This is a genomic window from Roseovarius sp. MMSF_3350, from assembly GCF_030733425.1.
In the GTDB taxonomy this organism is placed as follows: Bacteria; Pseudomonadota; Alphaproteobacteria; order Rhodobacterales; family Rhodobacteraceae; genus Roseovarius.
On record NZ_JASHIZ010000006.1, the window covers coordinates 14,035 to 27,280 of the forward strand.

Below are 13,246 nucleotides of genomic sequence, written 5' to 3' on the forward strand. Positions count from 1 at the left end.
TTTCATCAACCTATTTGTGGAAGGGTAGGAAACGATGGGACTTGAAACCAAGAACGACATCCGCGATTTCGTCATGCGCGAACGCCTCCGCTGCGTCTCGGACCGGGAATGGAAATTCCGGCTGCGCGGCTACGGCTTTGCCATCCGCGACACCGAGCAGGGCCCGATGGTCACCTCGCTAACCGGCCGTGGCGATCTCTGCACGCTGGGCGCCGCCGCCTGATACCGCCGTTACAGGGTTGAATTTCCGCGCCGCACGGTATTCGCTGTGGCAAAGCGGAAAGGACATCCATGACATCCTATCTCGGCGTGATCGGTGGCTCCGGCCTCTATCAGATCGACGGCCTGCAATACCCTGAATGGGTCACGGTGGACACGCCATGGGGCGCGCCCTCCGACCAGATCCTGACGGGGATGCTGGGCGACACATACATGGCCTTTCTGCCCCGTCACGGGCGCGGCCATGTGCACAGCCCCTCGACGGTGCCTTACCGCGCCAATATCGACGCGCTCAAGCGTCTGGGCGCGACCGACATCATTAGCGTCTCCGCCTGCGGCTCCTTCCGCGAAGAGATGGCACCGGGCGATTTTGTCATTGTGGATCAATTCATTGACCGCACCGTCGCCCGCGAGAACTCCTTTTTCGGTCATGGCTGCGTCGCCCATGTCAGCGTGGCCCATCCAACCTGTCTCCGCCTTGGCGCGGCTTGCGCCGAAGCCGCCCGCGCGGCCGGCGTGACAGTGCATGACAGCGGCACCTACCTCGCCATGGAAGGCCCCCAATTCAGCACGCTGGCGGAATCGAAAATGTACCGCGAAAGCTGGGGCGCCGACGTCATCGGCATGACCAACATGCCCGAGGCCAAGCTCGCCCGCGAGGCCGAGCTTTGCTACGCCTCGGTGGCCATGATCACCGATTACGACAGCTGGCATCCCGACCACGGAGAGGTCGACGTCACGCAGATCATCGCCACGCTTCTGGGCAACGCCGACAAGGCCCGCGACATGGTCGCCCGTCTGCCCGATCTGCTGGGCTCCGAGGACCGCGGCGCCTGCGCCCATGGCTGCGACCGCGCCCTCGAACACGCCATCCTCACCGCACCCGATGCCCGCGATCCCGCCCTCGTGTCCCGCCTCGACGCGGTCGCGGGCCGCGTTCTTTAGAAAGGCTTAACTTCATGCCTCTAGACCTGTGGCTGACCTTCGTCGCGGCGACAATCGCGCTCCTGCTGATCCCCGGACCGACCGTCTTGCTGGTCCTGTCCTACGCCCTCAGTCAGGGCAAGCGAATCGCCGTCGCCTCGGCCACCGGCGTCGCCCTGGGCGATCTCGTGGCGATGACCGCGTCTCTTCTGGGGCTCGGCGCATTGGTGCTGGCCTCGGCCACGCTCTTTACCGTGCTGAAATGGATCGGCGCGGCGTATCTGGTCTATCTCGGCATCAAGCTCCTGCGCAGCGCCTCCAGCGCCGGGCTGGGCCAGGTCGCAACCGGCGCCAAACCCACCAGCGGCGTCTTCTGGCACGCCGCCGCCGTCACCGCGCTGAACCCCAAGTCCATCGCCTTCTTCATCGCCTTCGTCCCGCAATTTGTAAGCGTCGACAAGGCCTTGGCGCCACAATTCGCCATCCTCATCGCCACCTTCGTCGGTCTCGCCTGGCTCAACGCGCTGGCCTATGCGCTTCTGGCCGACCGCCTGCGCCAGACCATCGGGCGCCCCTCGGTCATCACCTGGCTCACCCGCGGCGGCGGCGCAGCGCTCGTGGGCATGGGCGTCATGACAGCCGCCCTGCGCCGCACCGCGTGAGCGCCGCGCCCGGCACCGTCCTTGTCCTCGGGGCCGATGGCTTCATCGGCCGCCATCTCGCCTTCGGCCTGCGCGACGCGGGCTGGCACGTGCTCGCCTGCGCCCGCCGCACCGCGCGCCTGAAACACATGGGTTTCAGCACGTTGCAGGTCGATCTCACCGACCCCCGGGCCCACGACCCCGCCTTCTGGCGCAACCACCTCACCAGCGTCACCCACATCGTCAACAGCGCCGGCGTCCTCGACGCGCCCCAAGCTATCTATACAGCCGTGCAGGTCACCGCCCCCGAGGCCCTCTATTCCGCGTGTCCCGACGCACAGGCCCTGCTGATCTCCGCCGTGGGCATCGACGGATCGGACACCGACTTCGCCCGCTTTCGCCACGCGGGCGAGAAAATCGCCTTGGATCATAACGTTACCATCCTCCGCGTCGGGCTTGTTCTGGGCGAGACCTCTTATGGCGGCTCCTCTCTCGCCCGCGCTCTGGCGGCCCTGCCGCTTGTCACCCCGGTCGTCGGCGACGGCCAGCAGGTCTTCAACCCGATCCACGCCGCCGACCTTGCCCGCGCCGTCGATCACCTTCTGCACCATCCCCCCGGCCCCGGCCCGCACGACATCGGCGGACCCGAGACGGTGACCCAGGCCGGGATGCTGCAATTCTTGCGCGCCTGGTTCGGCCTGCCCCCTGCACGCCTGCTACGCCTGCCTGTCAAGCTGGCTGGCTGGATGGGGCGCGTCGGGGATCTCATGCGCCTCGGCCCCATCTCCGCCACCTCCGTCGCACAACTCCAGAACGGCATCCTGGCCGACCATGCCAAGCTGACCGAGACCCTGCCGGAGAAACCGCGCGGCTTTTCCACCTTTCTCGCCGCGCGTCCCGCCGGCACACAAGATCTCTGGCACGCCCGGCTCTACCTCGCCCGCCCGTTCCTGCGCATCGTTCTGGGCCTTCTGTGGCTGGCCTCCGGCCTATTGGGCCTCTTCCTGCCACGGGCCGACTTTCTGCCCCTGATCCCGGACACGGCCCTGCCCGATACGGCGCTTGTCGCAATGGCCCGCCTGGGCGGCCTGCTCGACCTCGCCCTTGCCGCCGCGCTCTTTCGCGGCTGGCGCCCCCGCCTTGTCGCCGCGCTTCAAGCCGGGCTGGTGGGGGCCTACACCCTTGCCTTCACGATCCTTGCCCCCGGCCTCTGGCTTCTACCCTTGGGCGGTCTGCTCAAGAACCTGCCCATCCTCGCGCTCATCGCGATCCACTTCATCCTCGAAGACGAGCGGTAGACATGGATCCGTACCTGATCACCAAATGGCTCCATATCCTCAGTTCCACCGTCCTCTTCGGCACCGGCATCGGCACCGCGTTCCAGATGGTCTGGGCGATGCGCACCGGGAGCGTGCAGACCATCCACTCCGTCGCCTCTGGCGTTGTGGTGGCCGACTGGCTTTTCACCACCCCCGCCGGAATCGTTCAACCGCTCACCGGCCTTGCCCTCACCCTCATGGCAGGATTCGACCCGTTCGCGCCGTGGCTGCTGGCAACCTATGCGCTCTACCTTCTGGCTTTCCTCTGCTGGGCGCCCGTGGTGCGTCTGCAAATCCGCATCCGCGACCTCGCCGCCGACGCGCTGCGCACCGACGCGCCCCTGCCATCGGCCGCGCACCGCGCCTACCGCATCTGGTTCGCCCTCGGCTGGCCCGCCTTCGCGGCGCTGACATGCGTCTTCTGGCTGATGGTCACGAAACCCGCGCTCTGGTAGACGTATCAGCCGTTCTTCTTGATGAATTTCCGGATGAACCCGCGAATTTCCCGTGCGGCGCTGGTGTCCATCTCCTTGCAAAGCTCGATGAACGTGTCGCGGTCGTTCTTGTTCAGCCGCAGGATCAGCTGGCTGTCTTTCTTCCCGGCTTTCTTGTCGTCACTCTTGGCCACGCGAGCTCCTGATTTGCGTTTTCCGTCACCGGCTTACCAAGGTATATACAAAGCATATGCAGCCTTGGCAAACCCTCTTGCATTTCAACTCCTTGCACGCCGAAACCCCGCCTATCTCAGCCAAACCTTGCGATTTTGCGCCAGTTGCGCCAAACGACAAGGCGGACAGGCCCAACCGGAGACCCCGCCATGCCCAACGCGAAAACGGTCAAGGATTACATCCGCACCATCGTCGACTTCCCGCATGAAGGCATCATGTTCCGCGATGTCACCACGCTATTCGCCGACCCGCGCGGGCTGCGGCTGGCGGTGGACCAGCTCCTGCACCCCTATGCGGGCATGGAGATCGACAAGGTCGCGGGGCTCGAGGCGCGCGGCTTCATCCTTGGCGGCGCGGTGGCGCACCAGCTGGCCAAGGGGTTCGTGCCCATCCGCAAGAAGGGCAAGCTGCCCGGCAAGGTGATTTCCGAGGAATACCTGCTGGAATATGGCGAAGCGATCGTCGAGATCCACGACGACGCCATCACCCCCGGCGAGAAGGTCTTGCTGGTCGATGACCTTCTGGCCACCGGCGGCACCGCCGAGGCCGGCATCCGGCTGATCGAGCGGCTGGGCGGAGAGATCGTCGGCTGCGCCTTCGTCATCGACCTGCCGGATATCGGCGGCCGCGCCCGGCTCGAAGCGCTCGGCATGGATGTCCACGCCCTCTGCGCCTTTGAAGGCGACTAGAGCGTTTCCGGGTCAGTCTGAATCATGCATCGCTTTTTGCGTTTGAAAAGGCAGCGAAAAGCGATTCAATGTTTCCCGGAAACGCTTTAAAGCTCCGCGTACCAATCGTCGATGATCTTCACCGCCTCCTCGGCGCTCTCGACGAACTGAAAGAGGTCAAGGTCTTCGGCGCTGATCGTGCCTGCATCCGCCAGGGCCTCCCAGTTGATGATGCGGCGCCAGAACTCCTCGCCGAACAGCAGGAAGGGCACCCGCTTCATCCGGTCCGTCTGGATCAGGGTCAGCGCCTCGAACATCTCGTCCAGCGTGCCGAACCCGCCGGGGAAGCAACAGATCGCCTTGGCCCGCATCAGGAAATGCATCTTGCGGATGGCGAAGTAATGGAAGTTGAAGCACAGTCCGGGCGTCACGTACTCGTTCGGCGCCTGCTCGTGCGGCAGCACGATATTCAGCCCAATCGACGTGCCGCCCGCATCCGCCGCCCCGCGGTTGCCCGCCTCCATCACGCCCGGCCCGCCACCCGTGGCCACGACAAACTCGCGGCCATAGCTCTGCATGGACTTCTCGGTCAGCATCTTGGCAAACGTTCGCGCCTCATCATAGAACCGCGACAGGCCCGCCAGCGTCTCGGTCCGGGCGGTGTCCTTCAACGCAGGTGGCGGAATGCGCGCCCCGCCGAACAACACCACCGTGCTTTCGATCCCGCGCTCGTTCAGGATCATCTCGGGCTTCAGCAATTCCAGTTGCAACCGCACGGGGCGCAACTCGTCGCGGCACAGGAAATCGTCATCGGCAAAGGCCAGACGATACGCCGGCGCACGGGTCTGCGGCGTGTCGGGCACCTGCGCGGCGGTGCTGCGGTCGGCCTCGGCGTCCCGGAACTGGCTATTGCGGTCGTCTTTCATCCTGCACTTCCCTGTTGGGTTCGTTTCCTCAGGCGTATAGGGTTCCGCACGATTTGCCTAGCCACGGGCGCGTGCGAAAGGGGTTGAAATGGACTGGAAAACCGAGATCGCAGCCGCGAAATTCCGCATTGCGCCGCACCTGCGCCGCACCCCGGTTGCCAATGTGTCGGGCTTCGATCTCGACCGCCCCATCGAGGTCAAGCTGGAGCACACCCAGCACACCGGCAGCTTCAAACCTCGCGGCGCGTTCAACACCCTCCTGACGCAGGACGTCCCCAAGGCAGGGATCGTCGCGGCCTCGGGCGGCAACCATGGCGCGGCGGTCGCCTTTGCCGCCGCAAAACTGGGCCACCGCGCCCGCATCTATGTGCCCGAAATGGCCGGCCCCGCCAAGATCGCCCTGATCCGCGACCAGGGCGCGGACCTGCACGTGGTCGAGGGCGCCTATTCCAACGCGCTGGACGCCGCCCGCGAATACGAGGCCGAAACCGGCGCGATGCAGATCCACGCCTATGACGTCCCCGGCACCGTGGTGGGCCAGGGCACCTGCATCGCCGAGTGGGAGGACCAAGGGCTGGAGGCCGACACGGTGCTGATCGCCGTGGGTGGCGGCGGGTTGATTGCGGGTACGCTCGCGTGGCTCGACGGGCGGCGCAAGGTCGTGGCGGTCGAGCCGAAAACCTGCGCCGCACTGAACGCGGGGCTCGAGGCGGGCAGGGGTGTCGATGTCGAAGTGTCGGGCGTGGCCGCCAACGCGCTTGGCGCCCGGCGCATCGGGTCGATCTGCCTCGAGCTTGCGCAGGCCCAGGACGTGACCGCCGTAACCGTCACGGACGACGCCATCACCGCCGCCCAGCACGCGCTCTGGAAAGATGCCCGCCAGCTTGTCGAACCCGCCGGGGCCACGGCGCTCGCGGCGCTGACCAGCGGCGCCTACCGTCCCGAAAAAGGCGAGCGCATCGCGGTCCTCATCTGCGGCGGAAACCTCGCGCCGGACCCCCTATCGGCGGATTGACGCCGCATTTCCCGGACCCGCCGCAGCGGCGGGAACACTCTTCGACACGGCGCGTTGCAGCATCAGAATGCCAGCGGGCGCCCCGTCCGCATGGCGGGTACACGTGAGTAGGAGAAACACCCATGAAGACCCAACTTCTGAGCCTGACCCTAGCAGGAACCCTCGGCGCAGGCGCTGCACTGGCCGATGTCGATGCAACCGCCGTCACCGACCTGAACCTGCGCGCCGGCCCCAGCCCGGCACAACCCGTCATCGCCGTCATCCCCAATGCGGGGGCCGTCAGCATCCAAGGCTGCATCGAAGCAAGCTCGTGGTGCGAGGTCAACTATAACGGCACCCAGGGCTGGGCGTACGGCGACTATCTTGCCGCATCCACCGATGGCGGTTCGGTCCGCGTGATCGAAAACCGCAGCATGATCGAGGTGCCCACCGTCACCTACGAATACAGCGCAGCCGACACCGTTCAGGCGGGTGGCGCTATCAGCCCCTATGTCGGCGATACCTACGTCGCTCCGTCTGTCCCCGCGGACAACGCCCTGGTCTACGTGCGCAACAACCCGGTCGACCCGATCTATCTTGACGGCGAGATCGTGACCGGCGCGACCCTCCCCGAAGTCGTGTCCCTGCAACCTGTCCCCGAAACCGAGTACCGTTATGCCTATGTGAATGGCGTACCGGTTCTGGTGGAGCCGGCGGAGCGCCGCGTGGTCTACGTGGTGCGGTAACGCCTCTTTCAAAGCAGTGCACTCAGGCGGGCGTTCCCTGGACGCCCGCCTTTTCGTGCCTACGCAACCGGACCTGCCGCGAAAGCATGGGGCAGCGTCGCATTGCGATCTTCCCCGTCCGCCCGTATAGGGCATTCCAGCACAACACGACCTGCACCGGGAGCACGCAACAGATGTCCAACGCACAGCTTGAAACCGCCATCGAATCCGCCTGGGAGACCCGCGACCAGATCACGCCCAGCACCGGCGGCGAAACCCGCGAGGCGATCGAGGCGACCCTGAACGCGCTCGACAGTGGCGAACTGCGCGTGGCCGAGCGTCGCGACAACGGCGACTGGCACGTCAACCAGTGGGCCAAGAAGGCCGTGCTTCTGGGCTTTCGCCTGAAAGACATGGAGCCGCAGGCCGGCGGCCCGCAGGGCAGCACCTGGTGGGACAAGGTCGACAGCAAGTTCAAGGGCTGGGGCGATGCCGAATGGAAAGCCGGCGGCTTCCGCGCCGTGCCGAACTGCATCGTGCGCAAATCGGCCTATATCGCGCCCGGCGTGGTGCTGATGCCGTCTTTCGTGAACCTCGGCGCCTATGTGGACGAGGGCACGATGGTCGACACCTGGGCCACCGTCGGCTCGTGCGCGCAGATCGGCAAGGGCGTGCACCTGTCGGGCGGCGTCGGCATCGGCGGCGTGCTGGAACCGATGCAGGCCGGCCCCACGATCATCGAGGACAACTGCTTTATCGGTGCCCGCTCCGAGGTCGTCGAGGGCTGCATCGTGCGCGAAGGCTCGGTTCTGGGCATGGGCGTCTATATCGGCAAGTCCACCAAGATCGTTGACCGCGAAACCGGCGAGGTCTTCATGGGTGAGGTACCGCCCTACTCGGTCGTCGTGTCGGGCTCGATGCCGACCAAGAACAACCTCAATCTCTACTGCGCCGTGATCGTCAAGCGGGTGGACGAACAGACCCGCTCCAAGACCGCCATCAACGAGCTTTTGCGCGACTGATCCCTGCGCTGCGGCTGCCCGGCAAAGAGGTCTCACATGGCCAAGGACCCTGACAAGAAGAAACCCCAGCAGGTCTTTACCCTGCTGGTCGAGATCGGCCGCAAACAGGGCGACGGCCTGCCCGACACCGCCACCGGTGCGGCCCTCGTGATCTATGCCTCGGGCGTGGACGAGGCGGAAGCGGTGCGCGAAACCGTGGCGATCCTGAAACAGGCCGACACCGCGCCGCTGGATGTCTCGGGTTACGGCACGCTTGACGAGCGTTTGGCCGAGGGCCATGAAATCAGCGACGACGAAAAAGAGCTCATGCAACGCGCGCTGGACGAAAACGCCGTAATCGTCGCCCAGATGACGCCCTTCTACGACTGACCCCGCGCGAACCTCAGGCCGCGCGGCTGGTCGCCAGCGTCACCGCCTCGAACGGTTTCAGTACAGGCCAGACCGGCTTGGCGTGTTCCGGCAGGCGGTTGCGATCGAACGCGGCCAGGACACTGGACGCAATCGCTTCGGAATTGCGCCGCATCCGGCCGATATAAAGACTCTCCAGCGCGCATCCCGCCGCCAGCACGGCCTCGTGCCCCGGCAACAGAAGATGATGATAGGTCACAAGGTCGGGCCCCTTTGCGTGAAAGGCCGAGCGGTCGTTCACAAGATGCCGCGCCGGCACCAGCACCGCCTCGCGGCCGAACATATATTCCACTTCGCTGCCATGCATCACCAGCCGCTGCTGCGGCGACACGACGATGTCCTGCGTCAGCTTGAAGAACGGCGCCCGCAGGCGGATTGGCCGGAAACTGCCACGCGCGGGCACGGTGCGTTTGACCACCTGCAACACCGGCACGCGCTGGCCGTCATCCGTCACCACGATATCGCCGCGCCTGATCTCGCTCGCCGGGCGCTCGCCGCGGTCGGTCAAGATCGGCACCTGCGCGGTCAGCGCGGGCAACGGCCCGACCGGCTCGACCTTGTCCGAAAGGGCCAGAAACACCACTTCTTCGTCGACCTCGAAATTGCAGCCATGCGCGAAGATGGCGTTAAGGTCGTCGACCGGCAGCGGCAAGGTGGCATTCAGCGCGACACTCTCCACCTGGTCGGTCTCGGGCCGTTCCAGCGTCAGCCGCGCCCAGCCTTGCGCGCTGTCCCACGAATAGGTCAGCCGCAGGATATCCAGCCGCCCGTCGCCTTTCAATGGCAGGGTTGCATGGCAGATATCGTCGCCCTGCGCGTCCACCAGCACGATCCCGCCCTGCGGCACCGCCTGGATCGAGAACACTCCCGGCATCGGCCATGTCCGCCGGAACGCCAAGAGGGTCTGCGGCCGCGCCTCGGCCGAGATGCGCGTCTCGATCACAAGGCTGCCCCGGTGCACCACCCTGTCCGCGCCCGTCTCGGTCAGCCGCGGGTCCAGCTTGAACCAGCCGTCATTTCTGTCTCGAAGTCCGATCCAACCCATCGTCATGCCGCCCATTTTCTGGAAAGGATCTGCGCCTCATAGCCGCGCAGCATCCGTCGTGCCGCGGGGCTGTACCCTTCGGCGGTTTCAATATTTAACTCGGGGAACAGCTTGCAGATCTCGTGCACGATCTCGGCCTCGAAACTGTTCTTGATCTGCGGTCCGGGCAGGAAGCTCTCGGTCGGCAGACCTTCGGACATGATCACCTGGTGTCGGTCGAACAGCAGGTGAAAATAATCGACGCGCTCGACCTCGACACGCCGCACGCTGCCGTCGTTCACGAGGTCCTTGGCCGCCACCAGCACCTCGCGCTCGCCGAACAGCAGCTCGGCCAGGCTGTCCCGGATCAGCACGCGGTGCAATGGCGACAGCCACAGCTCATTATGCTCGCCGAACGTACCCGCCGCGATGCGGATCGGCGCATAGGCCGCCGCTCCCGCAACCTCCCGGTGCCCGACCCAGCGCAGAGGTTGCAGGCCGTCGTCCCGGGTCACCACCAGGTCTCCCACCCGCAACTCCTCGACCGGCACCTCGCCCTGCTCGCACAAAATACGCGACCCGCGCACAAGACAGGGGATCGAATTCAGCGTGACGAAGCCGGTATCGGTCTGCCCGGTTGCACTCTGGACCGTGTAGGTAAAGTTGACTTCCTCTACATCCCCGTCACCCACGACCGTAATGGTGCCGTCCGCGTTCAGCTGAACCGTCTGGCCCGTGGCCAGGGTGACGGTGCTGCCCGCCACGACGTTCTGCCCGTTGATCTGGGTGATCTTCAGCGCGCCGCTGGTGTTGTTCACATCGTTGTCCAGCACGTCCAGCGTCTTGGATCCGGTCGGAAACAGGTTCGATACATCGTCCTGCGCCACCAGTGTCGTCTGCACGCTGTTGCCCGCGATGATCAGGGTCGAATCGTAGTTGGCATCCGTCACGTCCGCGATGCCGATGCGTATCGAGTTCACGTCGCCGGAATTGACCGGAATGGTCAGCGTCATCGTGACGGTGAATCCATCCATCTCGGTGTTGTACTGGTCCGAGGTATTGTCGACGTACAGGTTCGCGTTCGACCCGGCATTGAGGTTGTTGGGGTCGATATCCCCGTCCCCTACGCTCAGCGGAACTTGCGTGCCGTTGATCCAGACTCCTACGAAGTCCTGAAAGGATCCCACCGCGTATTCGGGGAACTCTTCCGAGGCGAAGACGAATTGCATCGTCATCACATCTCCGGTCGGGATGAAATCGACGTCGAGGTAAGAGGCATCGTAGGTATTTGTCCCAGCAGCCGCGTTGAACATCGGGTCGTTGTTGGGACCGCTGGAACTCGTCGTCGTGTTGGTGGACTGGTTGGAATCGTTCGACCACCACCAGGTCGAGTTGGTAAACCCGCTCAGGTCACCCGTCGAGAACATCACCCCGGTGTCCGACGGCATCACCCCTGGCGAGACGGAATTGCCCTGCGTGTAGATCCCCGATGAATCGTTATCGCCGGTGTAGGAGGCGCCGAGCACCTGAACGCCGTCGCCAAAGATCGTCTCGGCCATTTCTCTCGCCGACGCACGATCGTCTATAGGGATTTCAACGCCCCTGACCATACTGCCCACCTCATCATTTTCCAAGGTCAGCGCATGCCAAGAATCGGCTTTTCCGGTGATCCGGTCTGACACGCTGCGGCTGTGATTTATTGTGCCTGCTTGCGTGTCGGGCGTTTCGCCCAGCTGCTCTTTGTGCCCTGCCTCGGGTCGTTTATTAAGGATGCGTTAGCACGTTTGCCGCGCCTTGTTAAGAATTTCGACGGTCCTGTCGCGCAGGTGATGCTTTTCCGCCGCTCCGGGTTTGCGGTCTCGCCCCAGTCGCGCTAGGTCAGCGGAAATGCCCCACAGGATGAATCCACATGCCGCAGGACACCCCCCCGATAGATCCCGTCGACCTGACCGCGCAGCTGGTGCGCTGCGCTTCGGTCACGCCCGAGGAAGGCGGCGCGCTCGTGCTGCTGGAAGAACTCCTTTCGGCGGCCGGATTCACCTGCACCCGCGTCGACCGCAGCGGCATTGCCAACCTCTATGCCCGCTGGGGCGAAAAGGGCGCCGTGCGCAGCTTCGGTTTCAACGGTCACACCGACGTGGTGCCGGTGGGCGACGCCGCGGCCTGGACGGCTGATCCCTTCGGCGCCGAGATCCGCCAGGGCCAGCTCTGGGGCCGGGGCGCCACCGACATGAAATCCGGCGTCGCCGCATTCGCCGCCGCCGCCATCGACTTCGTGCGCAACACGCCCCCCGACGGTGCCGTGATCCTTGCGATCACCGGCGACGAGGAAGGCGACGCCCGCGACGGCACGCTTGCCCTGCTCGACTGGATGCAAACCGAGGGCGAAGCGATGACCGACTGTCTGGTGGGTGAACCAACTTGCCCTGAAACCATGGGCGAGATGATGAAGATCGGCCGCCGGGGCTCGCTTTCCGCCTGGATCACCCTCACCGGCGTGCAGGGCCATTCCGCCTATCCGCACCGCGCCTGCAACCCGCTGCCCGCCATGGCGCGGCTGGTGGACCGCCTGTCGTCGCACAAGCTGGACGAGGGCACCGATCATTTCGACGCGTCGACCCTGGCCGTGGTGACCATCGACACAGGCAACCCGACCACCAACGTCATCCCCGAAACCACGCGCATGACAGTGAACATCCGCTACAACGATGCTCATAGCGGCGACAGCCTGACCAACTGGCTGCAATCGGAACTCGATGCGGTGTGCGAGGTGTTCGGCGTGCGCGGCGACATGCAGGTCAAGAATTCCGGCGAAAGCTTCCTCACCCCACCGGGTCCGCTGTCGGATCTCGTGGCAAGCGCGGTCGAGGCCGAGACGGGCGTCACGCCCGTCCTGTCGACCAGCGGCGGCACCTCGGATGCGCGCTTCGTCAAGGATCACTGCCCGGTGGTGGAATTCGGCCTCGTGGGCCAGACAATGCACCAGGTCGACGAACGGGTCGAAGTGGCGCAGATCGAACAGCTCAAGGCGATCTATGCCCGCATCCTGAAAGACTATTTCGCGTGATCCGGCGACAGCTTGTCGTCATGCTGAAAAACCCGCGCCCGGGCCGCGTCAAAACCCGCCTGGCCCGCGATATCGGCACGATCGACGCAACTTGGTGGGTCCGCCACCAGACCGCCCGCCTGCTGCGCCGCCTGCGCGATCCCCGCTGGAACCTCGTGCTGGCCGTCGCCCCGGACGTGGCAGGCATGACCAGCCGCGCTTGGCCTGCCGACCTTGAACGCATGCCCCAGGGACCCGGCGATCTCGGCGCCCGCATGGCCCGCGTCATGCGGACCCGCCCGCACGGCCCGGTCTGCATCGTCGGCGGCGACATTCCCGGCATCACCCGCGCTCACATCGCCCGCGCCTTTGCCACCCTCGGGCGGCAGGACGCAGTCTTCGGTCCGGCCCCTGACGGCGGCTATTGGCTGATCGGGCTGAAGCGCACCCGCGCCGTGCCCGCCGGTTTCCTGCAGGGCGCCCGCTGGTCCACCGAACACGCGCTGGCCGACAGCAGGGCAACCTTGCCGGACGCGCGCATCGGTCTTGTCGATACGTTGCGGGACGTGGACACGGTCGACGACCTTCGCGCCGTCTGAGCCGCCTTGCCCCGAAAAAGCAGGGCGTCTCACCCGGTTCCGCAATCTTCGCATGGAACGCCC

General features: G+C 65.3%; 16 protein-coding genes. 12 read left to right on the forward strand and 4 right to left on the reverse strand.

Annotated features, from left to right (window positions below; translation table 11 throughout):
* Positions 1-34: 34 nt before the first annotated feature.
* From RBB31_RS07410 to RBB31_RS07430, 5 genes are all read left to right on the forward strand, one after another.
* Positions 35-223 carry a hypothetical protein gene (locus RBB31_RS07410; protein ID WP_306128643.1) on the forward strand — a complete coding sequence of 63 codons (189 nt, stop codon included), beginning with the start codon at positions 35-37 and terminating at the stop codon, positions 221-223.
* Positions 224-291: 68 nt separating this feature from the next.
* Complete coding sequence (locus RBB31_RS07415; protein WP_306128644.1) at positions 292-1,164, forward strand: S-methyl-5'-thioadenosine phosphorylase; 873 nt, start codon at positions 292-294, stop codon at positions 1,162-1,164.
* A gap of 14 nt (positions 1,165-1,178) precedes the next feature.
* Positions 1,179-1,805 carry a LysE family translocator gene (locus RBB31_RS07420; RefSeq protein WP_306128645.1) on the forward strand — a complete coding sequence of 209 codons (627 nt, stop codon included), beginning with the start codon at positions 1,179-1,181 and terminating at the stop codon, positions 1,803-1,805.
* Complete coding sequence (locus RBB31_RS07425) at positions 1,802-3,082, forward strand: DoxX-like family protein (protein ID WP_306128646.1); 1,281 nt, start codon at positions 1,802-1,804, stop codon at positions 3,080-3,082. The genes RBB31_RS07420 and RBB31_RS07425 overlap by 4 nt, the downstream gene beginning before the upstream one ends.
* A 2-nt stretch (positions 3,083-3,084) precedes the next feature.
* Positions 3,085-3,558, forward strand: coding sequence for a DUF2269 domain-containing protein (locus RBB31_RS07430; protein ID WP_306128647.1), 474 nt, complete (start codon positions 3,085-3,087; stop codon positions 3,556-3,558).
* 5 nt (positions 3,559-3,563) lie between these two features.
* On the opposite strand, the gene RBB31_RS07435 is transcribed toward RBB31_RS07430, so the two are convergent.
* Positions 3,564-3,731: a hypothetical protein gene (locus RBB31_RS07435; RefSeq protein WP_306128648.1), complete on the reverse strand. Its 168-nt coding sequence runs from the start codon at positions 3,729-3,731 to the stop codon at positions 3,564-3,566.
* A gap of 189 nt (positions 3,732-3,920) precedes the next feature.
* Between RBB31_RS07435 and RBB31_RS07440 the strand changes: the two genes are divergently transcribed.
* Positions 3,921-4,460, forward strand: coding sequence for an adenine phosphoribosyltransferase (locus RBB31_RS07440; RefSeq protein WP_306128649.1), 540 nt, complete (start codon positions 3,921-3,923; stop codon positions 4,458-4,460).
* An 86-nt stretch (positions 4,461-4,546) separates the two neighbouring features.
* Here RBB31_RS07440 and RBB31_RS07445 read toward each other — a convergent pair whose 3' ends face one another.
* On the reverse strand, positions 4,547-5,365 hold the full coding sequence (locus tag RBB31_RS07445; protein ID WP_306128650.1) for an LOG family protein: 819 nt from the start codon (positions 5,363-5,365) through the stop codon (positions 4,547-4,549).
* An 88-nt stretch (positions 5,366-5,453) separates the two neighbouring features.
* On the opposite strand from RBB31_RS07445, the gene RBB31_RS07450 reads away from it, so the two are divergent.
* From RBB31_RS07450 to RBB31_RS07465, 4 genes are all read left to right on the forward strand, one after another.
* Positions 5,454-6,380, forward strand: coding sequence for a threonine/serine dehydratase (locus RBB31_RS07450; protein WP_306128651.1), 927 nt, complete (start codon positions 5,454-5,456; stop codon positions 6,378-6,380).
* Positions 6,381-6,502: 122 nt separating this feature from the next.
* Positions 6,503-7,105: a DUF1236 domain-containing protein gene (locus RBB31_RS07455; protein ID WP_306128652.1), complete on the forward strand. Its 603-nt coding sequence runs from the start codon at positions 6,503-6,505 to the stop codon at positions 7,103-7,105.
* A gap of 173 nt (positions 7,106-7,278) precedes the next feature.
* The gene (dapD, locus tag RBB31_RS07460; RefSeq protein WP_306128653.1) at positions 7,279-8,106 is read left to right on the forward strand and encodes a 2,3,4,5-tetrahydropyridine-2,6-dicarboxylate N-succinyltransferase; all 828 of its coding nucleotides are present in this window, start codon (positions 7,279-7,281) and stop codon (positions 8,104-8,106) included.
* A 36-nt stretch (positions 8,107-8,142) separates the two neighbouring features.
* A complete protein-coding gene (locus RBB31_RS07465) occupies positions 8,143-8,475 on the forward strand; it encodes a hypothetical protein (protein ID WP_306128654.1) in 333 nt (110 codons plus the stop codon).
* Positions 8,476-8,488: 13 nt separating this feature from the next.
* Here the strand turns inward: RBB31_RS07465 and RBB31_RS07470 are convergent, their stop codons facing one another.
* Positions 8,489-9,565 (reverse strand): Hint domain-containing protein, encoded by a 1,077-nt coding sequence (locus tag RBB31_RS07470; protein WP_306128655.1) that lies wholly within the window; start codon positions 9,563-9,565, stop codon positions 8,489-8,491.
* On the reverse strand, positions 9,562-11,148 hold the full coding sequence (locus RBB31_RS07475) for a Hint domain-containing protein (RefSeq protein ID WP_306128656.1): 1,587 nt from the start codon (positions 11,146-11,148) through the stop codon (positions 9,562-9,564). Before RBB31_RS07475 ends, RBB31_RS07470 begins: the two co-directional genes overlap by 4 nt.
* Before the next feature lie 299 nt (positions 11,149-11,447).
* On the opposite strand from RBB31_RS07475, the gene dapE reads away from it, so the two are divergent.
* The gene (gene dapE / locus RBB31_RS07480) at positions 11,448-12,605 is read left to right on the forward strand and encodes a succinyl-diaminopimelate desuccinylase (RefSeq protein WP_306128657.1); all 1,158 of its coding nucleotides are present in this window, start codon (positions 11,448-11,450) and stop codon (positions 12,603-12,605) included.
* Positions 12,605-13,183 (forward strand): TIGR04282 family arsenosugar biosynthesis glycosyltransferase, encoded by a 579-nt coding sequence (locus RBB31_RS07485; protein ID WP_306128794.1) that lies wholly within the window; start codon positions 12,605-12,607, stop codon positions 13,181-13,183. Before dapE ends, RBB31_RS07485 begins: the two co-directional genes overlap by 1 nt.
* The last annotated feature ends 63 nt before the right edge of the window (positions 13,184-13,246 follow it).